This window comes from Streptomyces flaveolus, from assembly GCF_014648815.1.
In the GTDB taxonomy this organism is placed as follows: Bacteria; Actinomycetota; Actinomycetes; order Streptomycetales; family Streptomycetaceae; genus Streptomyces; species Streptomyces flaveolus.
Window position 1 is genome coordinate 231555 of sequence record NZ_BMRV01000008.1, and the last position, 25398, is coordinate 256952.

23 protein-coding genes are annotated in these 25398 nt (G+C 72.7%); 9 read left to right on the top strand and 14 right to left on the bottom strand.

What is annotated here, in order from left to right; genetic code table 11:
• Window positions 1–17: 17 nt before the first annotated feature.
• A complete protein-coding gene (locus tag IEZ05_RS20565; protein ID WP_189231638.1) occupies window positions 18–1049 on the bottom strand; it encodes an oxidoreductase in 1032 nt (343 codons plus the stop codon).
• Between the two features lie 76 nt (window positions 1050–1125).
• Between IEZ05_RS20565 and IEZ05_RS20570 the strand changes: the two genes are divergently transcribed.
• Entirely contained in the window at window positions 1126–2079 is a 954-nt protein-coding gene (locus tag IEZ05_RS20570) for an FAD-dependent oxidoreductase (RefSeq protein ID WP_189231639.1), read from the top strand.
• A 50-nt stretch (window positions 2080–2129) separates the two neighbouring features.
• On the opposite strand, the gene IEZ05_RS20575 is transcribed toward IEZ05_RS20570, so the two are convergent.
• Both IEZ05_RS20575 and IEZ05_RS20580 read right to left on the bottom strand, forming a co-directional pair.
• The gene (locus IEZ05_RS20575; protein ID WP_189231640.1) at window positions 2130–3863 is read right to left on the bottom strand and encodes a BCCT family transporter; all 1734 of its coding nucleotides are present in this window, start codon (window positions 3861–3863) and stop codon (window positions 2130–2132) included.
• A gap of 80 nt (window positions 3864–3943) precedes the next feature.
• Complete coding sequence (locus tag IEZ05_RS20580; protein ID WP_189231641.1) at window positions 3944–5227, bottom strand: M14 family metallopeptidase; 1284 nt, start codon at window positions 5225–5227, stop codon at window positions 3944–3946.
• 455 nt (window positions 5228–5682) lie between these two features.
• Between IEZ05_RS20580 and IEZ05_RS20585 the strand changes: the two genes are divergently transcribed.
• Complete coding sequence (locus IEZ05_RS20585) at window positions 5683–7176, top strand: M1 family metallopeptidase (RefSeq protein WP_189231642.1); 1494 nt, start codon at window positions 5683–5685, stop codon at window positions 7174–7176.
• A 22-nt stretch (window positions 7177–7198) separates the two neighbouring features.
• Here IEZ05_RS20585 and IEZ05_RS20590 read toward each other — a convergent pair whose 3' ends face one another.
• A complete protein-coding gene (locus IEZ05_RS20590) occupies window positions 7199–7684 on the bottom strand; it encodes a macro domain-containing protein (RefSeq protein ID WP_189231643.1) in 486 nt (161 codons plus the stop codon).
• 42 nt (window positions 7685–7726) lie between these two features.
• Window positions 7727–9193, bottom strand: a complete 1467-nt coding sequence (locus IEZ05_RS20595; RefSeq protein WP_189231644.1) for an amino acid permease — start codon at window positions 9191–9193, stop codon at window positions 7727–7729.
• A gap of 232 nt (window positions 9194–9425) precedes the next feature.
• Between IEZ05_RS20595 and IEZ05_RS20600 the strand changes: the two genes are divergently transcribed.
• Window positions 9426–10148 carry a MerR family transcriptional regulator gene (locus IEZ05_RS20600; protein WP_189231645.1) on the top strand — a complete coding sequence of 241 codons (723 nt, stop codon included), beginning with the start codon at window positions 9426–9428 and terminating at the stop codon, window positions 10146–10148.
• Window positions 10149–10185: 37 nt separating this feature from the next.
• Here the strand turns inward: IEZ05_RS20600 and IEZ05_RS20605 are convergent, their stop codons facing one another.
• From IEZ05_RS20605 to IEZ05_RS20615, 3 genes are read right to left on the bottom strand one after another with little or no spacing between them, the layout of a single operon-like run.
• A complete protein-coding gene (locus IEZ05_RS20605; protein WP_189231646.1) occupies window positions 10186–12366 on the bottom strand; it encodes a 3-hydroxyacyl-CoA dehydrogenase NAD-binding domain-containing protein in 2181 nt (726 codons plus the stop codon).
• 34 nt (window positions 12367–12400) lie between these two features.
• Window positions 12401–13615: an acetyl-CoA C-acetyltransferase gene (locus IEZ05_RS20610; protein WP_189231647.1), complete on the bottom strand. Its 1215-nt coding sequence runs from the start codon at window positions 13613–13615 to the stop codon at window positions 12401–12403.
• Window positions 13616–13626: 11 nt separating this feature from the next.
• A complete protein-coding gene (locus tag IEZ05_RS20615; protein WP_189231648.1) occupies window positions 13627–14781 on the bottom strand; it encodes a CaiB/BaiF CoA transferase family protein in 1155 nt (384 codons plus the stop codon).
• A 239-nt stretch (window positions 14782–15020) separates the two neighbouring features.
• Here IEZ05_RS20615 and IEZ05_RS20620 point away from each other — a divergent pair, with 239 nt between their 5' ends.
• Window positions 15021–16199, top strand: a complete 1179-nt coding sequence (locus IEZ05_RS20620; protein ID WP_189231649.1) for a saccharopine dehydrogenase family protein — start codon at window positions 15021–15023, stop codon at window positions 16197–16199.
• Between the two features lie 387 nt (window positions 16200–16586).
• Here IEZ05_RS20620 and mmpA read toward each other — a convergent pair whose 3' ends face one another.
• Window positions 16587–16733: a morphogenic membrane protein MmpA gene (mmpA, locus tag IEZ05_RS20625; RefSeq protein WP_189231650.1), complete on the bottom strand. Its 147-nt coding sequence runs from the start codon at window positions 16731–16733 to the stop codon at window positions 16587–16589.
• Between the two features lie 71 nt (window positions 16734–16804).
• The gene (locus IEZ05_RS20630) at window positions 16805–17506 is read right to left on the bottom strand and encodes an endonuclease V (protein ID WP_189231651.1); all 702 of its coding nucleotides are present in this window, start codon (window positions 17504–17506) and stop codon (window positions 16805–16807) included.
• Window positions 17507–17549: 43 nt separating this feature from the next.
• Here IEZ05_RS20630 and IEZ05_RS20635 point away from each other — a divergent pair, with 43 nt between their 5' ends.
• Window positions 17550–17846 (top strand): YciI family protein, encoded by a 297-nt coding sequence (locus tag IEZ05_RS20635; RefSeq protein WP_189231652.1) that lies wholly within the window; start codon window positions 17550–17552, stop codon window positions 17844–17846.
• A 12-nt stretch (window positions 17847–17858) separates the two neighbouring features.
• Here the strand turns inward: IEZ05_RS20635 and IEZ05_RS20640 are convergent, their stop codons facing one another.
• On the bottom strand, window positions 17859–18188 hold the full coding sequence (locus IEZ05_RS20640) for a plasmid stabilization protein (RefSeq protein WP_189231653.1): 330 nt from the start codon (window positions 18186–18188) through the stop codon (window positions 17859–17861).
• A 281-nt stretch (window positions 18189–18469) separates the two neighbouring features.
• On the opposite strand from IEZ05_RS20640, the gene ssgD reads away from it, so the two are divergent.
• Window positions 18470–18886 carry a spore wall synthesis regulator SsgD gene (gene ssgD / locus IEZ05_RS20645; protein WP_189231654.1) on the top strand — a complete coding sequence of 139 codons (417 nt, stop codon included), beginning with the start codon at window positions 18470–18472 and terminating at the stop codon, window positions 18884–18886.
• A gap of 139 nt (window positions 18887–19025) precedes the next feature.
• On the opposite strand, the gene IEZ05_RS20650 is transcribed toward ssgD, so the two are convergent.
• Entirely contained in the window at window positions 19026–19697 is a 672-nt protein-coding gene (locus IEZ05_RS20650) for a GOLPH3/VPS74 family protein (RefSeq protein ID WP_189231655.1), read from the bottom strand.
• A gap of 323 nt (window positions 19698–20020) precedes the next feature.
• On the opposite strand from IEZ05_RS20650, the gene IEZ05_RS20655 reads away from it, so the two are divergent.
• Together IEZ05_RS20655 and IEZ05_RS20660 are read left to right on the top strand one after the other, a co-directional pair.
• Window positions 20021–21652: an ABC-F family ATP-binding cassette domain-containing protein gene (locus IEZ05_RS20655; RefSeq protein ID WP_189231656.1), complete on the top strand. Its 1632-nt coding sequence runs from the start codon at window positions 20021–20023 to the stop codon at window positions 21650–21652.
• A gap of 303 nt (window positions 21653–21955) precedes the next feature.
• Window positions 21956–22930, top strand: coding sequence for an acyl-ACP desaturase (locus IEZ05_RS20660; RefSeq protein ID WP_189231657.1), 975 nt, complete (start codon window positions 21956–21958; stop codon window positions 22928–22930).
• Between the two features lie 64 nt (window positions 22931–22994).
• Here the strand turns inward: IEZ05_RS20660 and IEZ05_RS20665 are convergent, their stop codons facing one another.
• Window positions 22995–23240 carry a WhiB family transcriptional regulator gene (locus tag IEZ05_RS20665; RefSeq protein WP_189231658.1) on the bottom strand — a complete coding sequence of 82 codons (246 nt, stop codon included), beginning with the start codon at window positions 23238–23240 and terminating at the stop codon, window positions 22995–22997.
• Window positions 23241–23456: 216 nt separating this feature from the next.
• Here IEZ05_RS20665 and IEZ05_RS20670 point away from each other — a divergent pair, with 216 nt between their 5' ends.
• A complete protein-coding gene (locus IEZ05_RS20670; RefSeq protein WP_189231750.1) occupies window positions 23457–24245 on the top strand; it encodes a VOC family protein in 789 nt (262 codons plus the stop codon).
• A 38-nt stretch (window positions 24246–24283) separates the two neighbouring features.
• Here the strand turns inward: IEZ05_RS20670 and IEZ05_RS20675 are convergent, their stop codons facing one another.
• Window positions 24284–25381 (bottom strand): LacI family DNA-binding transcriptional regulator, encoded by a 1098-nt coding sequence (locus tag IEZ05_RS20675; protein ID WP_189231659.1) that lies wholly within the window; start codon window positions 25379–25381, stop codon window positions 24284–24286.
• Window positions 25382–25398 lie beyond the last annotated feature (17 nt).

Below are 25398 nucleotides of genomic sequence, written 5' to 3' on the forward strand. Positions count from 1 at the left end.
CGCGCCCCGCCGCCCGCTCAGCCGGGTTTCCCGCCCCGCACCGCCGCCACCAGCACGCTTCCGGGCGTCCGCGCCACCACGAACGACTCCCTCTTCACCGTAGTCGCGTCCAGGGCGATGCGGTGGCCGCCCGGTTCGAGCACGTCGTCGAAGACCTCGTGGGTGTGGGTGCGGTGGAGGCGGTCGAGACGGTACGCGGTGAGCCGCACCCGGCAGGGCGAGGTCACCTCGATCTCCGCCGCGCCGCCGGTCGCCGTCAGGCGGGTCAGCCGGTGCCGCTCGGCCGGGCCTCGGTCCAGGGCGTGTTCGATCTGGGCGACGAGCAGCGGGACGATCGGGGCGAGGCCGTCGACGTAGGCGACGTCGACACCGGCCCGGGTGAAGGCGTGGCGTACGGCGGCCCGCTCCTCCTCGCCGATGGCGCGGCCGAAGGCGACGGCGCCGTAGGCGCGCAGTTCGTCGGCGGGGACGCCGGAGGCGTCCTGGGCGATGTCGGCGCCGATGCCGATGGTGCGCAGCGCCGCGGCGAGTCTGGCGAGCAGCGCGACGCGGGCGCCGATCAGCAGGACCCTGCGGCGGGTGTGCGCGCTGCCGTCGAGCAGGGCGGCCAGCGCCGCGCGGTACTCGGTGCCGGGGAAGCGGAAGGGGCCGATGCCGTGGTAGCCGTTGAACGCGAGGTCGGCGTGTTCGCCGGTCTGCCAGGCGAAGTCCCGCCAGATGAAGTCGTCGCCGTCGCGCCGGATCACGGCGGTCACCGCGCCGCAGGCCAGGTCCTCGCAGTCGGGACAGCCGTAGATGACGTACCGGCCGCCGGGCAGCGGCGCGTCGGTCTCCAGGAGCAGGCCCCGGACCTGCGCGGTGAAGATCGCCGGTGGGACGTCGGCGGCGAGCGGGGAGACGGCGTCCAGGTCGGAGAGCCGGAACAGCAGGGACCGGCCGTCCACGACGAAGTCCATGAAGTCGCGGTGGACCTGGTAGTCGCCACCGGGGAGGACTCCACCGGCCCGCATCGCCGGTGCCAGGGCGAAGGTCGCGTATTCGGCAGCCATGCGGTGAGTATTCCCTCGGCGCCGCCGATGTGAGCACGTGCTGACGTACGGGGGCGCGGAGGCCTATCGTCCCGGTGTGGAAACCGAACTGGGTGACGAGGTCGTCGTGGTCGGCGGCGGTGTGATCGGGCTGACGACGGCCGTGGTGCTCGCCGAGCGCGGCAGGCGGGTGCGGGTGTGGACGCGGGAGCCCGTCGAGCGCACCACCTCGGCGGTCGCGGGCGCGCTGTGGTGGCCGTACCGCATCGAGCCGGTGGCGCTGGCGCGGGAATGGGCGCTGCGTTCCCTGGACGTGTACGAGGAACTGGCGGCCCGGCCCGAGGGGACGGGGGTACGCGTGGTCGAAGGGGTGCTGGGCGAGACGGGTCTGGACGAGGTCGACGGGTGGGCGACCGCGCGGCTGCCGGGGCTGCGCTCGGCGCGGGCCGAGGAGTACGGCGGTTCGGGGCTGTGGGCACGCCTGCCGCTGATCGACATGTCGACTCATCTGCCGTGGCTGCGGGAGCGGTTGACGGCAGCGGGCGGTGCGGTGGAGACGCGTGCGGTGGCCGATCTGGCGGAGGTCGCGGCGCCGGTCGTGATCAACTGCACGGGGCTGGGCGCCCGGGAGCTGGTGCCGGACGCGTCCGTGCGTCCGGTGCGCGGGCAGCTGGTCGTGGTGGAGAACCCGGGCATCGACACCTGGCTGGTCTCCACCGACCCGGTCTCCGGGGAGATGGCGTACCTCTTCCCGCATCCCGGCCGGCTCGTCCTGGGCGGCACGGCCGAGGAGGACGCGTGGTCGGCGGAGCCGGACCCGGCGGTCGCGGAGGCGATCGTGGGTCGGTGTGCCGCGCTGCGGCCCGAGATCGCCGGGGCGCGGGTGCTGGAGCACCGGGTGGGGCTGCGGCCGGCGCGGGACGCGGTGCGGCTGGAGCGCGAGCGGCTGCCGGACGGGCGGCTGCTGGTGCACAACTACGGGCACGGCGGCGCGGGCGTGACGGTGGCCTGGGGCTGCGCCCGCGAGGCGGCACGACTCGCGACCGACTGACCGGGCGGGCCCTGCGGTGCCGGGCCGCAGGAACCGCCCCCGGCGGTGGGTCAGTCCCCGTGCTTGCCGATCGGGTCGCCCTCCACCTCCGTGCCGGCGCCCGGGCCGATGCGGATCTCGAAGTCGCCGTCGTACTGCTGGTGGCCCGCGATGACGGCCAGTTCGACGGCCTCGGAGCCCATCTCGCCGCGCACGATGAGCGGATCCCTGCGCAGGTCGCGCATGAGGGCGATACACATGAAGATCATCACGATGACGAACGGCGCCGCCGCGAGGATCGTGAGGTTCTGCAGGCCGGTCAGCGCGTCGCCCTGGCCGCTGCCGACCAGCAGCATGATGGCGGCGACGGCGCCGGTGACCACGCCCCAGAACACGACCACCCGGCGGCTGGGTTCGAGCGCGCCCTTCTGCGAGAGGGTGCCCATCACGATCGAGGCCGCGTCGGCGCCGGAGACGAAGAAGATGCCGACGAGGATCATCACCAGCAGGCTGGTGACGGTGGCGACGGGGAACTCCTGGAGGACGGCGAACAGCTGGCCCTCGGGCGTCGAGTCGCCGCCGAGCCGGTCCTGCTCCTGGAGCTTCATCGCCGAGCCGCCGAAGATCGCGAACCAGACCAGGCTGACCGTGCTGGGCACGAGGATGACGCCGCCGATGAACTGCCGGATCGTCCGCCCCCGGCTGATGCGGGCGATGAACATGCCGACGAAGGGCGTCCAGGAGATCCACCAGGCCCAGTAGAAGACGGTCCAGCTGCCCAGCCAGTCGGCGACGCCCTTGCCGCCGCTGGCCTCGGTGCGGCCGGCCAGCTGGGGCAGGTCGCCGAGGTAGGCGAAGACCGAGGTGGGCAGCAGGTCGAGGACGACGATGGTCGGGCCCGCGACGAACACGAACACCGCGAGGATCAGGGCCAGCACCATGTTGGTGTTGGACAGCCACTGGATGCCCTTCTCCACACCGGAGATCGCGGAGGCCACGAACGCGACGGTCAGCACCGCGATGATGGAGACGAGCAGTCCGGTGCTGACCTCGTCCAGCCAGTCCAGCTTCTCCACGCCGGAGCCGATCTGCAGCGCGCCGAGGCCGAGCGAGGCGGCGGAGCCGAAGACGGTCGCGATGATCGCGAGCATGTCGATGATCCGGCCGCCGACACCGTTGGCGTTCTTCTCGCCGATGAGCGGGGTGAACACGGCGCTGATGGTCTGGCGGCGGCGCCTTCGGAAGGTGCTGTAGGCGATGCCGAGTCCGACCACGGCGTAGATCGCCCACGGGTGGAGCGTCCAGTGGAACAGGGTGGTGGCCATGGCCGTCTCCATGCGTTCGCCGGAGTCGGCCGGGGAGGTGCCCGGCGGGGGCGTCGTGTAGTGCGCCAGCGGCTCGCTGACGCCGTAGAACATCAGGCCGATACCCATGCCCGCGCTGAACATCATCGCGACCCAGGACACCGTGCGGAACTCGGGTTCCTCGCCCTCGGCGCCGAGGTGGATCCGGCCGTAGCGGCTGGCCGCGAGCCAGAGGGCGAAGACGACGAATCCGGAGGCGGCCAGCATGAACGCCCAGCCACCGTTGTGCATCAGGCCACCGAGCATGCTGGTGGAGACGTCCTCCAGCGAGTCGGTGAAGGCGGCGCCCCAGATGACGAAGGCGAGGGTCAGGGCAGCCGTGACGCCGAAGACGACCCGGTCGGTCCGGGGGTGCTCATCCTGCCCGGAAAGGCCCGCTTCCGCACCCGGAAGCGTGCCTCTTTCGTGGTGTTCCTCGTCGCTCGGTCGGTCCTGTGTCACAGGCGGCACCTTTCCCTTCGGTGAGGCCGAAAATAGTCCTCTGCTACGCCCTTACCACGTGTGACGCGGAACTCACCTCCTCAGCAGCGGGTGTCGGGTTCGCCCACCGTCAGGTGGTACGCGGCGCGACCGTCCAGGAGCAGCGGCACGAGGGCGCGCAGCGGCTGGCGCAGCGGCACCCGGGCCCCCTCGCCGTCCGGCCGCACCTGTACGCCGTGCAGGGCGAGTTCGTCCTTGACCTCGGCGTACTGGCCGGCGGTGAGCCGGTAGGCGCAGGGCGGGTCCTGGATCACCTCGGCGGGTCCGGCCGGGTCGTTGTCGGCGCCGCCGAGGTAGACCGGGCCGGTGTCGGCCCGGCCGGTCCGACGGGCGGCGCCGGTGGCCGCCTCGATGGGCCCGCGCCGCTCGTCCGCGTGGCGGAAAAGGCCCCCCAGGGCGGCGAGCTGGGAACGCACCCTGCGCCGGTTGTTCAGCGCCTCGTCCTGCCGCTCCGCGTCGGTGAGGGGGTCGACGCGGCTCTCGATGAGCAGGCCGACGGCGTGCTTGACGCCGGACATGTTGCGCAGGATGCGCTCCTGGCCGTCGCCGGCGGTCTGCTTGACCGGGTCGCCGGTGACCGGGTCGGTCCAGATGCCGTAAGTGCCGGTCGAGTACCCGGCGTTCTCGGCGGCGGGACGGACGTAGGCACCGGACAGCATGCGGGCCTCGTCGTGCACCGCCGGGTCGGTGTTGAGGTTGCGGGGCCAGAGGTCGAACAGGTCCTTGTCGTAGTACGGGGGTGTGGCGCCGTACTCGTGCAGATCGTAGAGGACGTCGGGCTGCCGGTCGCGGATCACGGCGGCCAGGGCGCGTGCCTCGGCGGTGCGCAGGGCGAGGTGGTCGCGGTTGACGTCCACGCCGTCGCTGTTGCCGCGGGTGTCGGCGGCACGGCCGTCGGGGTTGGCGGTGGGCACGACCAGCACGGTGGTGCGGTCCAGGAAGCGCCGGGTCCGCCGGTCCGTGGCGTAGGCCAGGTCGCGGACGGTGGACAGGCAGGCCTCGCGGCCGGAGGGCTCGTCGCCGTGCTGACTACACACGAGGAGCACCGTGTTCGGGGCGGTGCGCCTGCCGACGGTCACGAGCTGGACCGGGCGGTCCTGCTGCGTCGTGCCGATGCGGTCGACCGTGACCCGTCCGCTCGCCCGGTCGACGGCGGACAGGAACGCCTGCTCCTCGGGCTGGGTGGTCCAGCGGGCGCCGTGGGACGTCTCGAAGCCGGTGCGGGGCGGCTGGTGCTGCGAGGAACCCGCGGCGTGGGCCGGGGCGGTGAGGAGGGACGCGGTGAGGGCCGTGACGGTGACGGTGAGGGTGCGCAGGCGGTTCATCGGCCTCCGTTCGGGACACGGTGCATGGTGTGCGGCGCACTTACGCCGTCCGTGGATGTGGCGGCGGGGGCCTGGCCGGCGGTGCCCCGGGCGGACCCGGTGGTGCCGCCGACGAACGGTACGCGGACCGGCGTGCGCGAGGGGTCCGCGGTGCGTGTCGGCGTGTCGGCACGGCGAGCCGGGGTGCGGGCGGGACGCGTGGGGAGGGTGGCCGTGGCCGGCGTCGCGAGCGGTCTCCAGGTCGTGAGGCGCGTGCGTTTCGGCATGCGCGGGACGGTACATCGGTCAACTGCTGTACAGAAGAGGGCGTCCGGAGGCTGCTGGGGCCCGCGCGGCGGGTGTCTCATGTCGGCCGGATGACGATCATGTGACCGGAGTGGCCGTGGACATGACTGGGCACACAGGGGCTGAATAGGCTCCGAACAGTCCTCGTACCCCTACGACTTGGAGCTTTCGTGCACCGCAGACTCATCGTGCCGGGCGCACTGGGCGCCGCCTCCCTCATGCTGGCGATCCCGGCGTCGGCGGCGGCCCACTCCCCCGGCGCTCCGGGCATCGGCGACCCCTACTACCCGGCGTACGGCAACGGCGGCTACGACGTCTCCCACTACGACCTGCGCCTGAAGTACCAGCCGGCGACCGACCGCCTGGAGGGGACGGCGACGATCCTGGCCCGCACCACACAGGATCTGTCGCGTTTCGACCTGGACTTCCTGCTGGACGTCGGCGAGGTGCGGGTGAACGGCGCCAAGGCGTCGTTCACGACGTCGGGCGAACACGAGCTGGAGATCACCCCGAAGAGCCCGCTGCGCAAGGGCACGCCCGTCACCGTCGTGGTGCGCTACAGCGGGGTGCCGTCCTCGAAGCAGGCGTACGGCTTCACCAGCTGGCACCGCACCCCCGACGGCGGCGTCGGCGCGAACGAGCCCGAGGCGGCCTGGTGGTGGTTCCCCAGCAACGACCATCCGCTCGACAAGGCCACCTACGACGTGTCCGTGCAGGTGCCGGACGGCACCCAGGCCATCTCCAACGGCACCCTCCAGTCCAGCAGCTCGCGCCTGGGCTGGACCCGCTTCACCTGGCGGTCGGACAAGCCGCAGGCCACGTATCTCGCCACTCTGGCGGTCGGGAAGTTCGACCTCACCACCGGCACGACCGAGAGCGGCATCCCGGTCGTCAACGCCTACAGCAAGGACCTGGGCGCCAACGACGGCGCGGCGCGGGCCAGCGTGGAGCGGACCGGGGAGATCGCCGACTGGCTGAGCGGCTACTTCGGGCCGTACCCCTACAACGCGCTCGGCGGGTATGTGCCCAACACGACCACCGGGTACGCGCTGGAGACGCAGACCCGTCCGTTCTACAGCCCGCGGCAGTTCGCGAACGGGTCGAACGTCTCCGTCGTCGTCCACGAGCTGGCCCACCAGTGGTACGGCGACCTGGTGTCCGTGCACGGCTGGAAGGACATCTGGATCAACGAGGGCTTCGCGCGGTACGCCCAGTGGCTCTGGTCCGAGCACGAGGGCGAGGGCACGGCGCAGGAGCTCGCCGACTACACGTACGCGTCGCACCCGGCGGACGACCCGTTCTGGACGGTGCGGCCCGGTGACCCCGGGCCGGAGAACCAGTTCGACATCGCGGTCTACGACCGGGGTGCGCTGGCCGTGCAGGCGCTGCGCAACGAGATCGGCGACGAGGCCTTCTTCGAGGTCCTGAAGGGCTGGCCGCAGCGGTACGCCTACGGCAACGCGTCGGTCGCCGACTTCCAGCGGTACGCCGAGGAGGTGTCCGGCAGGCCGCTGGCCGCGCTGTTCGACACCTGGCTGTTCCAGCCGTCGAAGCCGGCCGCGCCGGCGGCCCGCGCGGCGTCCCTCGCGAAGGCGTCGGTCGCGCCCGCACAGCCGCGGTCGTGGAAGAAGATCGCCGCGACGAACGACGTGCACGAGCACTGAGGGCCCCGGGACGGCGTCCGCCTCAGGCGCCGTCCCCGTGGTCGTACACGGTCACGGACAGGCCCTGCCGCGTGAGTCGCTCCCTGACGAGCGGCTCCACGCGGGACCACTTCCCGCCGGCCAGTCCGCAGCCGATGCGGGGCATGTGCACGGAGGCGTTCAGCTCGGCCGCGCGGCCGGCGAGGCGGCCGAGGGCGGTGTCGATCGCCTCGTAGCGCACCGGGACGCCCTTGCTGCCGGTCCTCATGCCGTGCTGGCCGATCATGTTGGCCACCCACACGTACGGCTCGACCCGGACGAGCTGGACGGCGCCGAGACCGAAGTCGTTCGACGCGCGGTCGCGGTGCCAGGCGCGGTAGGCCGCCTCCGGTTCCGGCCAACGGCGGGACACGGCCAGGACGAAGCCCTTGCCCCAGCCGCCGAGGTCGTTGCAGACATGGGCGATCACCTTGACGCCCTTGGCCGACGGGGCGGTGGCGTCACCACGGACGTACGCGATCTCCGGCATGACACCACCGTAGGGGCCGCCACTGACAGCGGCCCCGGTCCGCTAGCCGCTCAGCCGGCTGAGCTCCTGGTCGGCGTTGAGCGCCACCCGGCGGCGGACGCCGAACCAGCCGACGACCAGCATCAGCGCGATCACCGGGATCAGCAGGAGGGTCCAGCGGCCGATCTCGGGATCGTTGCCCATCAAGCAGAGCACCGCCACGAGGAAGGCGATCGTGACGATCTCCGTGACCGGGCTGCCGGGCAGGCGGAAGTGCGGGCGGGTGACCAGGCCGGCGCGGGCGCGGCGGACGAAGACCAGGTGGCAGATCATGATGATCACCCAGGTGCTGATGATGCCGAGGGAGGCGACGTTCAGCACGATCTCGAAGGCCTTGCTCGGCATCAGGTAGTTCAGGCCCACGCCGAGCACACAGATGCCGCAGGTCAGCAGGATGCCGCCGTAGGGGACCTGGCTGCGGCTCATCACGCGGGTGAACTTGGGCGCGGACCCCGCCATCGCCATGGAGCGCAGGATGCGGCCGGTGGAGTACAGGCCGGAGTTCAGGGAGGACATCGCCGCGGTGAGGACGACGAGGTTCATCACGTCACCGGCCGCCGGGACGCCGACCTTGGACAGGACGGTCACGAAGGGGCTCTCGTCGCCGGAGTAGAGCGAGCCGGGCAGCAGCAGGGCCAGCAGGACGACCGAGCCGACGTAGAAGAGGGCGACGCGCCACATGATCGAGTTCACCGCGCGCGGGACGACCTTCTCGGGCTCGGCGGTCTCGCCCGCGGCGACGCCGACCAGTTCCAGGGCCGCGTACGCGAAGATCACGCCCTGCATGACGAGCACCACGGGCATCACCCCGTGCGGGAGGATGCCGCCGTGGTCGGTGATCATGCTGACGCCGGGGGTGTAGCCGCCGACGTCGTGCTGGGTGGCCAGCAGGAAGATGCCGATCAGCATGAAGCCGACCAGGGTGGCGACCTTGATGATCGCGAACCAGAACTCCATCTCGCCGAAGATCTTCACCGAGATGAGGTTCACGGCCAGGACCACCGCGAGGGCGGCCAGGGCGAGCACCCATTGCGGGATGCTCGTGAACAGGCTCCAGTAGTGCGTGTACAGCGCGATCGCGGTGATGTCGGCGATGCCGGTGGTCGACCAGTTCAGGAAGTACATCCAGCCGGCGACGTAGGCGCCCTTCTCGCCGAGGAACTCGCGCGCGTACGACACGAAGGACCCGGAGGAGGGCCGGTAGAGCACGAGCTCGCCGAGCGCCCTGACGACGAAGAAGGCGAAGACGCCGCAGACGAGATAGGCGATGGCGAGCGCCGGGCCCGCGTCGCGCAGCCGTCCGCCGGCGCCGAGGAAGAGGCCGGTGCCGATCGCGCCGCCGATGGCGATCATGTTGACGTGGCGGGCCTTGAGGTCCTTGCTGTAACCGGCGTCGCCCGCGTCCGCGGGTGTCCCGGCCGCCTGGGGATGGGCGGCGGCCTGTGCCGTGTCGACGGCGTCCTTGCTCACGGGTGGTTCCACTCTCTGGTGCGCCCGGGCGGGGTACACCCGGGTCGTCCGTACAGTGACTAGGCCCGCACCACCCTTCGCGGCACAGACCAAGGCAGCACCTTCCCACGACCCTGCGTTCGCATGCGGTGGCTCATGTCACACAGCGTGACTTCTCACAGGACCCGCCGGACGCCTTCACGTGGGGCCCATGAGGTGTCACAGCGTTGGTGAGACAGCGATACTGCTGCACATGACGACGAGCGACACCGGGGAGCCGACCCTCACCATCGACGAGCTGGCCGCGCGGACCGGCGTCACGGTGCGCACGGTCCGTTTCTACGGCACCAAGGGTCTGCTGCCGCCGCCGGTGATCGGCCCGCGGCGGGTCGGGCACTACGGCCGGGAGCACCTGGCCCGGCTGGCGCTGATCGAGGAGCTTCAGCACCAGGGCATGACGCTGGCCGCGATCGAGCGGTATCTGAAGCGGCTGCCGCCGGACCTGACCGCCCACGACCTCGCGCTGCACCGTGCGGTGGTGGCCTCCTGGGCGCCTCAGACGGTGGAGCGGGTCACGCGCGAGGAGCTGGGCCGGCGGGCCGGGCGGCCGCTGACCGACGAGGAGGTGGACCGGCTGGCGGAGATGGACATCGTCGTGCGGGACGGCGAGGCGGGCGGCGCGGACGCCTACCGCGTCGACGCGGGGCTGCTCCGGCTCGGCGTCGAGCTGCTCGACGTACCCCTGTCCCCCGAGACGGTCCTCGCCGCGCGCACGGCTCTGCTCGAACACTCCCGCGCCGCCGCGCGCGACCTGTCGCGGCTGCTGCGCGACGCGGTCGCCGAGCGCGACGCGCGGGACGTGCGGTCCCTGTCCGCCCACATGCACCCGATCGTGGTGCAGGCGCTGCTGACCACCTTCCAGCGATCGCTGCGGGACGAGCTGCGGGAGTGGCTCGACACCGACGGCGAGTGCTGAGGGGCCCCAGTCGCTCGCCGCCGGTGGGAGGTCGCCGTCAGCGGCCGTCGGTGAAGACCTCCCCCTTCTCCGCCTTCTCCACGAGCAGCGCGGGGGGCGTGAACCGGTCGCCGTAGCGCTCGGCCAGCTCGCGCGCGCGGGCCACGAAGCCGGGCAGGCCTCCCTCGTAGCCGTTGATGTACTGGAGGACGCCACCGGTCCAGCCGGGGAAGCCGATGCCGAAGATGGAGCCGATGTTGGCGTCCGCGACGGAGGTGAGCACGCCCTCCTCCAGGAGGCGGACGGTGTCCAGCGCCTCGGAGAACAGCATCCGCTCCTGCATGTCGCGGAACGGGATCTCGTACCCGGGCTTCGTGAAGTGCTCGCGCAGTCCCGGCCACAGCCCGGCGCGCTTCCCGTCCTCGCCGTACTCGTAGAACCCGGCACCGCCGCTGCGGCCGGGGCGCTGGAACTCGTCCACCATGCGGTCGATGACGGCCTCGGCGGGGTGCGCGGTCCAAGTGCCGCCGGACTCCTCCACGGCCCGCTTCGTCTCGTTGCGGATCTTCCGCGGGAGGGTGAGCGTGAGCTCGTCCATCAGGGAGAGCACCTTGGCCGGGTAGCCGGCCTGGGCCGCCGCCTGCTCGACGGACGCGGGCTCGACGCCCTCGCCGACCATGGCCACGCCCTCGTTGATGAAGTGGCCGATGACCCGCGAGGTGAAGAAGCCGCGCGAGTCGTTGACGACGATCGGCGTCTTCTTGATCTGCCGGACCAGGTCGAAGGCACGGGCCAGGGCCTCGTCGCCGGTCCGCTCACCCTTGATGATCTCCACCAGCGGCATCTTGTCGACCGGCGAGAAGAAGTGCAGACCGATGAAGTCGCCCTGCCGCTCCACGCCCTCGGCCAGCGCCGTGATGGGCAGCGTCGAGGTGTTGGAGCAGAGCAGCGCGTCGGGAGCGACGACGTTCTGGATCTCCTGGAACACCTTGTGCTTGAGCGAGGTGTCCTCGAACACCGCCTCGATCACCGCGTCGCAGCCCGCCAGGTCGGCGGCCTCGGCGGTCGGGGTGATCCGGGCGAGCAGCGCGTCGGCCTTCTCCTGCGTCGTCCGTCCCCTGGCGACGGCCTTGGCGCACAGCTTCTCGGAGTAGCCCTTGCCCTTGAGCGCCGCCTCCAGCGAGACGTCCTTCAGCACCACGTCGATGCCCGCGCGGGCACACGAGTAGGCGATGCCGGCGCCCATCATCCCGGCGCCCAGGACGGCGACCCTGCGGACCTGGCGCGGCTCGATGTTCTTCGGGCGGTTGGCGCCGGAGTTGACCGCCTGGAGGTCGAAGAAGAACGCCTGGATCATGTTCTTCGCGGTCTGACCGGCGGCCAGCTCGACGAAGTAGCGGGCCTCGATGACCTGGGCGGTCTCGAAGTCGACCTGGGAGCCCTCGACGGCGGCGGCCATGATGTTGCGCGGCGCCGGGTAGGGGGCGCCGTTCGTCTGCTTGCGCAGGTTGGCCGGGAAGGCGGGCAGGTTGGCGGCGAACTTCGGGTGGGCGGGGGTGCCGCCGGGGATGCGGTAGCCGGGCCTGTCCCAGGGCTGGGTCGACTCCGGGTGGGCGTCGATGAAGGCGCGGGCCTTGGCGAGCATGTCCTCGCGGCTGTCGGCGACCTCGTCGACCAGGCCGTTCTCCAGGGCGCGGCGCGGGGTGTACTGGGTGCCTTGGAGGAGGACCTTCAGCAGCGCGTCGGTGATGCCCAGCATCCGGACGGTGCGGACGACGCCGCCGCCTCCGGGGAGCAGGCCGAGGGTGACCTCGGGGCAGCCGATCTTGGAGCCGGGCGCGTCGAGGGCGACGCGGTGGTGGCAGGCGAGGGCGATCTCGTAACCGCCGCCGAGGGCCGCGCCGTTCATCGCGGCGACGACGGGCTTGCCGAGGGTCTCGATGCGGCGCAGGTCGCGCTTGATCGCCATGCCGCCGTCGAAGAGGTCCTGCGCGGTCTCCGGGGTGACGCGGATCAGGTCGCGCAGGTCGCCGCCGGCGAAGAAGGTCTTCTTGGCGGAGGTGACGATGACGCCGCGGATCGCGTCCTTCTCGGCCTCCAGACGGTCGGTGACGGCCGCGAGGGACGCGCGGAACGCCTGGTTCATGGTGTTCGCAGACTGGTCGGGGTCGTCGATGACGAGGGTGACGACGCCGGTGTCGTCCTGCTCCCAGCGGATGGTGGTGGACTCGGTGGTCATGAGGAGGTGCTCCAGGTGATCCGTCGGGAGGGGGTCAGATGCGCTCGACGATGGTGGCGATGCCCATGCCGCCGCCCACGCACAGGGTGGCGAGGCCGTACCGCTTGTCCTGGCGCTCGAGTTCGTCGACGAGCGTGCCGAGGATGATGGCGCCGGTGGCGCCGAGCGGGTGACCGAGGGCGATGGCGCCGCCGTTGACGTTGACCTTGTCCAGGGACAGTCCCATGTCCTTGACGAAGCGCAGGACGACCGCCGCGAACGCCTCGTTGATCTCGACGAGGTCGATGTCGTCGATGGTCAGCCCGGCCTTGGCGAGGGCCTTGCGGGTGGCGGGGGCGGGTCCGGTGAGCATGATGGTGGGCTCGGAACCGGACACGGCGGCGGAGACGATCCGCGCGCGCGGGGTGAGCCCGTAGCGGTCGCCGACCTCCTTGGAGCCGATGGCGACGAGGGAGGCGCCGTCCACGATGCCGGAGGAGTTGCCCGCGTGGTGGACGTGGTCGATCTTCTCCACCCAGTGGTACTTCTGCAGCGCCACGGCGTCGAAGCCGCCGAGTTCGCCGATGTCGGCGAAGGAGGGCTTGAGCTTTCCGAGGGAGTCCGCGGTGGTGCCGGGGCGCAGGTGCTCGTCGTGGTCGAGGACGGTGAGGCCGGCGCGGTCCTTCACCGGCACGACGGACCGCTCGAAGCGGCCCTCCTTCCACGCCGTGGCCGCCCGCTCCTGGGAGAGGGCCGCGTACTCGTCGACGTCGCGGCGGGAGAAGCCCTCGATGGTGGCGATCAGGTCGGCGCCGATGCCCTGGGGGACGAAGTTGGTGGCGAGGTTGGTCATCGGGTCGTTGAACCAGGCGCCGCCGTCCGAGGCCATCGGCACCCGGGACATGGACTCGACGCCGCCCGCGAGGACCAGGTCCTCCCAGCCGGAACGGACCTTCATGGCCGCCATGTTGATGGCCTCCAGACCGGAGGCACAGAAGCGGTTCTCCTGGACGCCGGCCACGGTGTCGGGGAGTCCGGCGGCGATGGCGGCGATGCGGGCGATGTCGGAGCCCTGGTCGCCGACCGGTCCGACGACGCCGAGGACGATGTCGTCGACGGCGGCCGGGTCGAGGCCCGGGAACCGGGCGCGGATCTCGTGGATGAGGCCGACGACCAGGTCGACGGGCTTCGTGCCGTGCAGGGCGCCGTTCGCCTTGCCGCGTCCGCGCGGGGTGCGGATCGCGTCGTACACGTACGCTTCGGTGGTCACTGGCAGGCCTTTCACTGAGGGTTCTTCGCAGGGCTGTTCGGCTGAGGGGTACGGGGCAGGTCCCAGTCGCGGGCGACGGCCTCCGCGTCGGCGCCCGGCCGGGCGGGGCCGGTGCGGACGGCGGTGGGGGTCGCCGAGAAGCGGGGCGCGGGGGCCGGCTGGGTGATGCCGCCGTGGTCGGTGAAGGTGCCGCGGGCGGCGAGGTGCGGGTGGTGCGGGGCCTCGCGCAGCGACAGGACGGGGGCCACACAGGCGTCGGAGTCCGTGAAGAGGGCCGTCCACTCGTCCCGGGTGCGGGCCTTGAAGCGGGTGGCGATCGCCTCGCGCAGCTCGCCCCAGCGGGCCATGTCCTCGCGGGCGGGCACCTCGCCCGGGACGCCGAGGCGCTCCATGAACTCGGCGTAGAACTGCGGCTCCAGGGCGCCGACCGCCATGTACCGGCCGTCGGCCGTCTCGTAGGTGCCGTAGAAGGGGGCGCCGCCGTCGAAGAGGTTGGTGCCGCGTCGGTCCTGCCAGGCGCCGGCGCCGAGCATGCCGTGGATCATCGCCGAGAGGTGGGCGGCGCCGTCCACGATGGCGGCGTCGACGACCTGGCCGGTGCCGGTGGCGCGGGCGTGGTGCAGGGCGGCGAGGATGCCGACGACCAGGTAGAGGGAGCCGCCCGCGTAGTCGCCGAGCAGGTTGGCCGGGACGGCCGGCGGCCCGTCGGGGGCGCCGATCATGCCGAGGGTGCCGGTGAGCGCGATGTACCCGACGTCGTGGCCGGCGCGCTGGGCGAGGGGGCCGTCCTGGCCCCAGCCGGTCATGCGGCCGTAGACGAGGCGGGGGTTGCGGGCGTGGCAGGGCTCCGGGCCGATGCCGAGTCGCTCGGCGACGCCGGGGCGGTAGCCCTCGATCAGGACGTCGGTGCGTTCGGCGAGGTCGAGGACGCGGGCCGGGCCGTCGGGCGACTTGAGGTCGACGATCACCGAGCGCTTGTTGCGGTTGGTGACGTCGAGGGCGGGGTCGATCGCGAGGCCGGGGCCGCCGGGCCGGTCGACGCGGACGACGTCGGCGCCGAGGTCGGCCAGGAGCATGGCGGCGAAGGGCCCGGGGCCGATCGCGGCCAGTTCGACCACGCGCACGCCGCTGAGCGGGCCGTCACCCGGCGTCTTCGCCTCTGTCATCGAGCCCCCAGCTCTGTGACACTACTGATGTAACACCAGCGATGCTAAGAACGTGTTCCACTCGGCACAAGACCTGACGAGCAAGCGCTTAGCCAATTATGGGGCAGGCTCGTCGCCGGGCTCGGCACTCCTCACGCTAGCCTCAGCCACCGGCGACGGCGCGTGCTGTGGGCCCAGGGGTTGCCGACGCGGCCGCCGAGGGGCGCCGACGGGACGCCGAACGGTGGCGAAGGAGTGTCATGAGCAGGCTGAACAGGACGGACCGGCCGTACGACATCGTGCTCTTCGGGGCGACGGGTTTCGTCGGCGCGCTCACCGCGGAGTACCTCGCCGCGCACGCGCCCGAGGGACTGCGCTGGGCGATCGCCGGCCGCGACGAGGTGAAGCTGCGGCGGCTCGCCGGGCGGCTGCCCGGCGGTACCGAGGTCGGCATGCTGCGGGCGGACGTGTCCGACCCGGCCTCCCTGCGGGCGCTCGCCGAGCAGGCGCGCGTGGTCGCCTCGACGGTGGGCCCGTACGTCCAGTACGGCGAGGGACTCGTCGCCGCCTGCGCGGACACCGGCGCGGACTACCTGGACCTGACGGGCGAGCCCGAGTTCGTGGACCTCATGTACGTGCGGCACGACGCCCGCGCGCGGGAGACCGGTGCGCGGCTGGTGCACGCGTGCGGCTTCGACTCCGTACCGCACGACCTGGGCGTGTACTTCACGGTGCGGCAGCTGCCGGAGGGCGTGCCGCTGACCGTGGACGGTTTCGTGACCGCCGACGCCACCTTCTCCGGCGGGACGTTCGCCTCCGCGCTCGGCCAGTTCGCGCGCGGCCGGCAGATGCAGGCCGCGGCGCGGGAGCGGCGCCGGCACGAACCGCGGCTGGTGGGCCGCCGGGCGGTGACCCCGACGGGCGCGCCGCGGTACGCCGGGGAGGTGGGGGCCTGGGCGCTGCCGCTGCCGACGGTCGATCCGCAGATCGTGCGGCGTTCCGCCAAGGCGCTCGACCGGTACGGTCCCGACTTCCGCTACCGGCACTACGCGGCCGTCCGGCATCTGCCCGTCGCGGTGGGCGGGGTGGCGGCGGTGGGCGCGCTGGTGGCGGCGGCGCAGGTTCCGCCGGTACGGCGCCGGCTGTCCGGCCTGCTCGAGCCCGGTGACGGGCCGAGCCCCCAGAAGCGTGCCAGGAGCTGGTTCCGGGTCCGCTTCGTGGGCGAGGGCGGTGGCCGGCGGGTGTTCACCGAGGTCGCGGGAGGTGATCCCGGGTACGACGAGACGGCGAAGATGTTCGCCGAGGCGGCGCTGTCCCTCGCCGTCGACGACCTGCCGCAGACCGCCGGCCAGGTCACGACGGCGGTGGCGATGGGCGACGCGCTCACCGAGCGCCTGCGGGCGGCGGGCATCACCTTCCGAGTGGCCGCCACCCGCTGACGCCCGAACCCCGGTCCCGGCAGTGCCTCGGCCCGCCGGGGCCGGTCGTCGGGCTCGGCTGCCGCCTCGGCCCGCCGGGGCTGCCCGCCGTATCAGCCCCGCCGACTCCGGTCGCCGGGACCCGCTGCCCTCTCAGCCCCGCCGGGGTCCGGTCGCCGGGCTCGGCAGCCGCCTCGGCCCGCCGCGTCCGGTCGCCGGGTCAGCCCCGCCGGGACCGGTCGCCGGAGCCCGCTGCCATCTCGACCCCGCCGAGGTCCGGCTGCCCTCCCAGCCCCGCGAGGTCCGGTCGCCGGGCTCGGGAGCCGTCCCGCCGGGGCCGGTCGCCGGCTCAGCCCTGCCGGGACCGGTCGCCGGGGCCGGTCGTCTCGGAGGCCGGTTCGGAGCGGTCTACCCCGACCACCCGGCGATCGTGTAGATCATGCCGCCGATCCAGGCCGCCCCGGCCGTCACGGCGAGCGCCAGCCCCGCGGTCACCGCCCGTTCGGTGAGCCGGGGCGGGTGGGCGGAGGGCTCGGGGGTGCGGTGTGTCGTCATGCGCTCAGCCTGCCGCCCCCCACTGACAACGCACATCCGTACGGATACTCAGGCGTGTCTGCAGACAGGCGTCACTCCGCGCGGACGGCGTCCCGCAGGGCCGCGCGGCACAGGGCGTCCGCCCTGCGGGTCGTCTCCGGCAGACGGTAGGCGGGGGTCAGCGCCAGCGTGTGCGCGCAGGCGTTGTCCAGGCTCACGCGATGGCCGACCGAGACGAAGACCGGCTTGACCCCGTCACGGGTCCGCAGCGCGCGCCCGACCTCCTCGGTCCCGGCGAGCAACGGGGCCGCGCTGCCGCGCCGTGCGCCCGGGTCGTCGTGGGTGAAGGCGAACGGGTTCTTGGCGACGCCGATCGAAGGCAGTCCGGTGAGCACGCCCAGGTGGCTGGCGAGGCCGAAGCGGCGCGGGTGGGCCAGCCCGTAGCCGTCGCAGACGACCAGGCCGGGCGGGCAGGGCAACGCGTCAAGGGCGGCGAGGACGGTGGGGATCTCCCGGAAGGCGAGCAGGCCGGGCACGTAGGGGAAGGAGATCCGCCCGACGGCGGTGACCTCCGCGACCACCGCCAGGGTCGCCGCGTCGAGGACGACGGCGGCCGCCGCGACGACGTCCCGTTCGTCGTCGTAGGCGACGTCCACCCCGGTCACGCGACCCGTTCCGGGAGGCGGTCCCGGCTCGTCGAGCACCACGCGGGCCCGCAGTTCGTCCTGGACGGCGCGGGCCTCTTCCTCGGTCCCCGGCCAGTCGGCGGGGGTCTGCGCGGTCACGGTCGTCATGGTGGCCGCAAGCCTACGGGACCGCCGGAGTAGGCTCGCGATCATGTTCGTACTGGAGCTGTCCTACACCGCCCCGCTCGAAGCCGTCGACGCCGTGCTGCCGGACCATGTGGTGTGGCTCGAATCCCTGTACGAGCAGGGCGTGTTCCTCGCGTCCGGGCGCAAGGAACCCCGCGACGGCGGAGTGATCATCGCCGTCGCGGAGAACCGGGCGCGGATCGAGGAGATCACCGCGGGCGACCCCTTCGTCGAGGCGGGCGTGTGCGCGTACCGCATCACCGAGTTCATCGCCACGAAGACGGCCCCGGCGCTGGAGCGGTACCGGGAGACGCTCGGCTAGGGCCGGTGCGGCTCACTTGCCGAGCGCACGCTGCAGCTCGCCCTTGTTCATGTTCGAACGGCCGCTGATGTCACGGCGCTTGGCCTCCTGGTACAGCTGGTCGTAGGTGGGGCCCTGGGAGCCCTGCCGCGACCCGGAGCGCTGTCCGCCGCGCTTGCTCGGCGACTTGTCCTGCGTGGACGTACGACTGGCGGTCTTCGACTCGCCGGACCGGGCGCGCTCCTTGTTCACCGTCCGGGCCGCGATCTCCTTGGCCCGGCCGGTGCTCTCGCCACGGTCCTCGGCGCTCTCCTTGATGTGTTCGTACTGCCGCTCCCGCTTGGAGCTCGAACCGCGTGGCATGTCCGCTCACTTCCTCTCACGTTCAGCGAACGGATACCCACGTTACGGACAAACACCCGGCCCCGCGCTCCCGGCGCCTCCTGGCGGAGGGCGCGCGTGGCGCGTCGGCCGCAAGTGCCTTGTGCGGCACCCGAGGAGAGTCATGTCACTCGCGTGCATGAAGGCGGTGACAGAGGTCACTCGCACACCGTGTGCACGGATCGGCTGATTCCGTCGTCTCTTCCAGTGCCCGGCCCGTACCACCCCGGAAGCCCGCCCAGCCGTCACGAGGGAGCAAGGCGTTGTCCACCGTCATCGAGCAGCCCGTCGAGGCGCGTCTCGTCGCCGCCGCGCCGCGTATGCCGAGCATTCCCGCCACGCTGCACTACGACCGCAGCGACCCGTTCGCCGTCCGCATGACCTTCCCGGCCCCGGCCACCCTGGAGGGCGTGGAGGTCTGCTGGACCTTCTCCCGCGAGCTGCTCATCACCGGGATGCGGGAACCCGACGGCCACGGTGACGTCCGGGTGCGGCCGTACGGGTACGACCGCACCGTGCTGGAGTTCCACGCCCCGGAGGGCACCGCCGTCGTCCACGTCCGTTCCGGCGAACTGCGCCAATTCCTCCAGGCCACCGGCGAGCTGGTGCCAGTGGGCCTGGAGCATCTGCAACTGGACCTGGACCACGACCTGGCGGAGCTGATGCGGGGCACCTGCTGAGCGGGCCGCCCGCCGGACCGGACGCCCCGCCGCCGCGTCGACGGACCGCCGCGGGCGGCCGGCCGATCCGCCGGCGCGCGGCACGCGGCTGAGGGAGTCCGGCAGGGGCGTGCGTCCGGCCGGTCCCGGCGGGTGCCGGTCAGCCGCCCGCCGAGGCCACCGCGCGCGCCGTCTCCGCGCTCAGCGCCGCCCGCACCTCCCGCAGGACCTTCTCCAGGCCGGCTGCCGCCGTCGCGCCGCGCGCGGTCAGCTCCTCGATCCGTCCCTCCCTGCGCGCCCGGTCCCCCACGGGCCCGAGGGCACGCAGCTCGGCCGCGGCCGCCAGGGCGGCGACGATCGCGTCCCGCTCGGAGAGCTCGCCGGCCGGCAGCGGACCGTCGAGGGCCGCCCGCGTCTCCTCGCGCAGCGCCTGTGCCGCGGCGCCCCGGGCCAGGACGTGGTCCACGGAGGGGAACACCCCGAGCACCCGCTTCTTCTCGGCCCGCAGGTAGCCGTCGGCCACCAGCTGTTCCCGGACGGCGTCGAAGGTGACCCGCGCGTACGAGCGCACCCACGCCCGCCAGCGGCGCGGCATGGACTCGCGGACGAGGTCCAGCAGCCCGTCGAGGACGGCGTCGCCGGTGCGGGAGTCCAGGTCGACGGGGGTGGCGATGCCGTCGTCGTCGGTGAGCAGTCCGCGCCGGGCGAGTTCGGTGAGGGCGCCGGCGCGCACCAGGTGCTGCAGCCGCGCGGTGTCGGCGCCCCCGGGCCGTGCGGGGTCCCAGGCCAGCAGGCAGAGCCGGGCCGGCAGTGAGAGTGAGCCGTTGGGCACGGGGCCTCCTTGGGGCCGTGAGACCGGATCCGCGATAAGGCGTTGACACCCCGGACCGGCACTCCTACGGTGTACAACGCTTCTGTTGCCGCCGATCGGAGAAGGACGTTGCTCGTCTGAGGTTCTGAGACACCGCGTCGCCCACCGATGTGGGTGCACGTCGCGTGCGACCTCGGCGTTCGAGCCGTCCCTAGCGGAACAGGGCTTTTCCATGCCCCGCCGTCCCGCGGACTCCTCCTTCCCTCGCCCGACGGCGGTCGCCGCTCCCGGTGTCTCGATACGCGTTTGCCCCTGACCGCATCAAGCAACCGCGGAGACCCTGTATGTCTGCATCCATCACCTGTACGGCCCTCTCCTTCGCCTGGGCCGACGGCACCTCCGTCTTCGAAGGGCTCGACACCGCGTTCGGCCCCGGCCGGACCGGGCTCGTCGGGCTCAACGGGTCGGGTAAGTCCACCCTGTTGAAGCTGATCGCCGGGCAGCTCGTCCCCACCGACGGCGCCGTCCGGGTGGCCGGCGAGGTGGGCTGCCTCCCGCAGAACGTCACGCTCGACACCGGCCTGCGGGTCGACGAGGCGCTCGGCATCGCCGCGCAGCGGGCCGCGCTGCACGCCATCGAGGCCGGCGACGTGGCCGAGGAGCACTTCGAGACCGTCGGCGACGACTGGGACGTCGAGGAGCGCGCCCTCGCCACGCTCGGCGAGCTCGGCCTCGGCCATGTGGCGCTGGACCGGACCATCGGCGAGGTGTCCGGCGGCGAGTCCGTTCTGCTCCGGCTGGCGGCCCTGCTGCTGCGCCGGCCGGACGTCCTGCTGCTGGACGAACCGACCAACAACCTCGACCTGTACGCCCGCAGGCGGCTGTACGCGGCCGTCGCCTCCTGGCCGGGGGTGATGATCGTGGTCAGTCACGACCGTGAGCTCCTCGACCTCGTCGACCAGATCGCCGACCTGCGCGCCGGCGGCATCACCCGGTACGGGGGCAACTTCTCGGCGTACGAGGAGGCCCTGGCCGTCGAGCAGGAGGCGGCCGAGCGCATGGTGCGCGTCGCCGAGGCCGACCTGCGCAAGCAGAAGCGCGAACTGTCCGATGCCCATGTCGTCCTGGCCCGGCGCAAGCGGTACGGACAGAAGATGTACGACACCAAGCGCGAGCCCCGGGCGGTGATGAAGCTGCGCAAGCGCACCGCCCAGGAGTCCGCCGGGAAGTACCGCATCATGCACGAGGAGAAGCTCGCCGAGGCGAAGGAACGGCTCGACGACGCGGTGGAGGCCGTGCGGGACGACGACGAGATCCGCGTCGACCTGCCGTACACGGCCGTCCCGCCGGGCCGCTCCGTGCTCACCCTGCGGGATCTGGAACTCGTGCACGGCGCGCGCGTGGCGGGCGGTCTCGATCTGCACGGTCCCGAGCGGATCGCGCTGACCGGGCGCAACGGCGCGGGCAAGACCACGCTGCTGCGCACGATCGCCGGGGAGCTGGATCCGGTGTCGGGCGAGGCCACCGCGCACGTCCCGCTGCGGTTCCTGCCCCAGCGCCTCGACGTCCTCGACGACGCGCTGACCGTCGCCGAGAACGTGGCCCGGTTCTCGCCGGGGGTGACCAACAACCGGATCCGGGCGCGGCTGGCCCGCTTCCTGTTCCGGGGCGCCCGGGCCGACCAGCAGGCGGCGACGCTGTCCGGCGGCGAGCGCTTCCGGGCCACCCTGGCCGCCCTGATGCTGGCCGAGCCCGCGCCCCAGCTGCTCCTGCTGGACGAGCCGACGAACAACCTGGACATGGCGAGCGTCCGGCAGCTCACCACGGCCCTGGAGTCGTACGAGGGGGCGCTGATCGTGGCCAGCCACGACATGCCGTTCCTGGATTCCCTCGGCATCACGCGCCGGCTGCTGCTGGGGGGAGGCGAGCTGCGGGACATCACGCGGGACGCCGGCACGGAACAGCGGGCCGGCTGAGGGAGACGCCCGCCGCCGGGAAGGAGCCCCCTGACGCGCCGCCGGGCGCCGACGGGGGTTCCTTTCGCGCGGGCGCGCATTGCATGATGGCCCATCGGCGCCCCTCCGCGCGCCACCCGTTCGGCTCAGACCTGCGGGTTCGGTGCGCGCCACGCCCCGGTCGACGGTGGCTGATCAGCGGCCTTTACAGTGCGTTTAACCTACGGTCTCGTAACCTACGGTTTCGTAGCCTACGATCCCGTAGGTTCCCGGCACCGCTCGCCGGACCACCTTCCGCTCTGTCGCACGTCCCCTGGAGTACCCGTGACGATCACTTCCCCGCACCTCGGCACCTCCGCCGCTTGGACCGACGCCCGGCTGCTGTACGCCCTGGAGGAAGTGGTCGAGAACGAACTCAACCGGCATCTGAAGGTCGCCAAGGACTGGATGCCGCACGAGTACGTGCCGTGGAGCGACGGCCGCAACTTCCCCGGGCTCTTCGAGGACGGCGAGGCCTGGGAGAAGGACCAGTCCAAGGTCACCGAGATCGGCCGGATCGCCCTCGTGGTGAACCTCCTCACCGAGGACAACCTGCCCAGCTACCACCACGAGATCGCCAGCCTGTTCGGCCGCGACGGCGCCTGGGGCACCTGGGTGCACCGCTGGACCGCCGAGGAGGGCCGGCACGGCATCGTGATGCGCGACTACCTGCTCGCCTCGCGCGCCGTCGACCCGGACAAGCTGGAGCAGTTCCGCATGGCCCACATGAGCGAGGGCTTCGAGTCGGACAACCGGCACTCGATGCTGCACTCGGTGGCGTACGTCGCCTTCCAGGAGCTGGCCACCCGCATCTCGCACCGCAACACCGGCCACCAGTCCGGTGACCCGGTCTGCGACCGCATGCTGGCCCGCATCGCGGCCGACGAGAACCTGCACATGATCTTCTACCGGAACCTGCTCAAGGCCGCCTTCGAGCTCGCGCCCGACCTGACGATGCAGGCGGTGCGGGACGTGGTCGTGAACTTCCGGATGCCCGGCCACGGCATGCCCGGCTTCGAGCGGGCCGCCGCGCAGATGGCGATCGGCGAGGTCTACAACCTGCGCATCCACCACGACGACGTGATCCAGCCCGTGCTGCGCTTCCTGAAGATCATGGAGATCGACGGCCTCGGCCCCGAGGGCCGGCAGGCCCAGGAGGAGCTCGGGCTGTACATGGGCGGCCTGGACGCGGAGGCCGCCAAGTTCGACGAGAAGCTGGCGGCCCGCAAGGCCCGGATGGCGGCCCGCGCGGCGGGCTGACCGTCCTGCCGGGGCGGGCGCGGCACTGCGAGGCAGCGGCGGGCGAGGTCCCGGCCGTCCGGGTTCACCGCGAGGTGCGCCGCAGTGCCTGCCGTTCTTTCTCCGACAGTCCGCCCCAGACGCCGAAGCGCTCGTCGTGGGTCAGTGCGTACTCCAGGCAGGCCGAGCGGATCGGGCACAGGGCGCAGATCCGCTTGGCGTCGCGTACGGAGCTTCCGGGCTCGGGGAAGAAGAAGTCCGCCCCGGTCTGTGCGCACAACGCCTCCTGCTGCCAGGTCAGGTCGGGCGTCGGGATCGTGTCGATGTGCATGGGCAGGATCGTGCCCGGTGGCGAAAAACATTCGATCAACGCGGGATCAACGCCGGTCCGCCGGGTCCGCGACCGCCTCGGCGGACCTACCCGGTCGGCCTCCCGATGGTCTCCCCGGCACGGGCGGGCGCGCACGGCGGCGCGCGGAAGCGGTTGTCAGTGGTCGGTGGAAGACTCGGCAGTGCAGGCAACGGGACCCTTCCGAGGAGGGCAATGATGCTCACCACCCGTTTTGTCACCGGCGCTCCGAACTGGATCGACGTCGGCACGTCCGACATCGACGGCGCCACGTCGTTCTACGGCGGCCTCTTCGGCTGGGGGTTCCGGTCGGCGGGGCCCGAGGCCGGGGGCTACGGCTTCTTCGAGCTGGACGGCCGGATCGTGGCCGGGGGTATGCAGACCACGCCGGAGCAGGGACCGCCGTCCTGGACGGTGTACTTCCAGACCCCTGACGCCGAGGCCACCGCCGAGGCCTCCGAACGGGCCCACGGCGGTGTGCTCATGCGGCCGATGGACGTGATGGGCCAGGGCACCATGGCGATCCTCGCCGACCGCGCGCAGGTGCCGTTCGGCGTCTGGCAGCCGGGGCGGCTCGGCGGCCTGGGCGTGGCCGGCGAGACCGGTGCGCTGTGCTGGGTCGAGCTGTACACGCCGGACATCGCGGCCGCCGCCGCGTACTACCACACGGTGCTGGGGCTGGAGACCTCCGCGGTACCGTTCCCCGGCGCCGGGACGTACACGTGCGTGAACCCGGCCGGGGAGGGCGAGGAGAGCATGTTCGGCGGCGTCGTTCCGCTCGCCGACGACGCGCTGGAGACGGACGCCCACTGGCTGCCGTACTTCGCGGTCGCCGACGCGGACGCCACGGTCGCGCGGGCCGGGGAGCTGGGCGGCACGGTACGGATGCCCGCGACGGACATCGAGGGGGTCGGGCGCCTCGCCCGGCTCGCCGACCCGTACGGCGCCCGGTTCGCGGTGCTCAGGCCGGCGCCGCGGGAGGGATGAGTCCCGGAGGGCAGAGCGACGCGTCCGGTCCGGCGGGCTCAGGCGGAGGCGCGACGGACCAGGGTGGTCGGCAGGATCACCCCGGAGGCCGTGCCCGACACGGCTCCCGCGCCGTGGTCCCGGGACACAGGTGCAGAGCCGCCGGCCGCGGTTTCCCCGTCGCCGTCCCCCGCCGCCCCGCGGTCCAGGCCGCGCAGCAGCAGGCGGGCCATCAGGCGGCCCATGCCCTCGATGTCCTGGCGGACCGTGGTCAGCGGGGGGTCGGTCTGCTCGGCGACGGGCAGCATGTCGTCGAAGCCGACCACGGCCACGTCGTCCGGCACTCGCCGTCCCCGCTCGCGCAGCACCCTCAGGGCGCCCGCCGCGGTGAGGTCGTTGGCCGCGAACACGGCGTCCAGGTCCGGGCGCCGGTCCAGCAGTTCGCGCATCGCGAGCTCACCGCCGCCCGGCGTGAAGTCCCCGTGCGCGATCAGCCCCGGGCCGGCGTCCGCGCGGACGTCCCGGAAGCCGGCGAGCCGGTCGGCGGCGGAGGTCTGGTCGAGCGGGCCGGCGATGTGCGCGATGCGGGTGCGGCCGAGGGCGGCCAGGTGGCGTACGGCCTCGCGGGCGCCGCCGCGGTTGTCGCTGTCCACGTAGACCACGTCGTCCCGGCCGTCGTCCCAGCCGGGCCGGCCGCCGAAGACGGTCGGCACCCCGGCACGGCGGACGAGGCCGGGCAGCGGGTCGTCGAGGTGGAGGGAGAAGACGAGGGCGCCGTCGACATGCCCGCCGGCCAGGTAGCGGCCGACGCGGGCGTGGTCCTCGCGGCCCTCGGTGAGCAGCAGGACGAGCTGGTTGTCGTGGGCGGTCAGCTCCTTGCTGATCCCGCGGAGCTGCTGGGCGAAGTAAGGGTCGGTGAAGACCCGGGTCTCCGGTTCGGCGGCGACGACGGCGACGGCGTCGTGACGTTTCGTCACCAGGCTGCGCGCCGCCTGGTTGGGGACGTAGCCGAGCTCCTCCACCGCGCGCCGGACCCGCTCGGCCAGCGCGTCGCGCACCCCGTGCGCCCCGTTGACCACGCGGGAGACGGTGGCCCGTGAGACCCCGGCCCGCGCGGCCACGGCCTCCAGCGTGGGACGCGGCGCGGTCTCGGTCACGGGCTCCTCCTCGGCGA

Excerpts from the sequence above, each read along its gene's own strand:
- IEZ05_RS20590 (WP_189231643.1), bottom strand. The coding sequence starts at position 7,684 with ATGCCGGAGATCGCGTACGTCCGTGGTGACGCCACCGCCCCGTCGGCC.
- IEZ05_RS20655 (WP_189231656.1), top strand. The coding sequence starts at position 20,021 with ATGTCTGCATCCATCACCTGTACGGCCCTCTCCTTCGCCTGGGCCGAC.
- IEZ05_RS20600 (WP_189231645.1), top strand. The coding sequence starts at position 9,426 with ATGACGACGAGCGACACCGGGGAGCCGACCCTCACCATCGACGAGCTG.
- IEZ05_RS20665 (WP_189231658.1), bottom strand. The coding sequence starts at position 23,240 with ATGCACATCGACACGATCCCGACGCCCGACCTGACCTGGCAGCAGGAG.
- IEZ05_RS20640 (WP_189231653.1), bottom strand. The coding sequence starts at position 18,188 with ATGCCACGCGGTTCGAGCTCCAAGCGGGAGCGGCAGTACGAACACATC.
- IEZ05_RS20620 (WP_189231649.1), top strand. The coding sequence starts at position 15,021 with ATGAGCAGGCTGAACAGGACGGACCGGCCGTACGACATCGTGCTCTTC.
- IEZ05_RS20670 (WP_189231750.1), top strand. The coding sequence starts at position 23,457 with ATGCTCACCACCCGTTTTGTCACCGGCGCTCCGAACTGGATCGACGTC.
- IEZ05_RS20630 (WP_189231651.1), bottom strand. The coding sequence starts at position 17,506 with ATGACGACCGTGACCGCGCAGACCCCCGCCGACTGGCCGGGGACCGAG.
- IEZ05_RS20580 (WP_189231641.1), bottom strand. The coding sequence starts at position 5,227 with ATGAACCGCCTGCGCACCCTCACCGTCACCGTCACGGCCCTCACCGCG.
- mmpA (WP_189231650.1), bottom strand. The coding sequence starts at position 16,733 with ATGACGACACACCGCACCCCCGAGCCCTCCGCCCACCCGCCCCGGCTC.
- IEZ05_RS20615 (WP_189231648.1), bottom strand. The coding sequence starts at position 14,781 with ATGACAGAGGCGAAGACGCCGGGTGACGGCCCGCTCAGCGGCGTGCGC.
- IEZ05_RS20565 (WP_189231638.1), bottom strand. The coding sequence starts at position 1,049 with ATGGCTGCCGAATACGCGACCTTCGCCCTGGCACCGGCGATGCGGGCC.
- IEZ05_RS20635 (WP_189231652.1), top strand. The coding sequence starts at position 17,550 with ATGTTCGTACTGGAGCTGTCCTACACCGCCCCGCTCGAAGCCGTCGAC.
- IEZ05_RS20605 (WP_189231646.1), bottom strand. The coding sequence starts at position 12,366 with ATGACCACCGAGTCCACCACCATCCGCTGGGAGCAGGACGACACCGGC.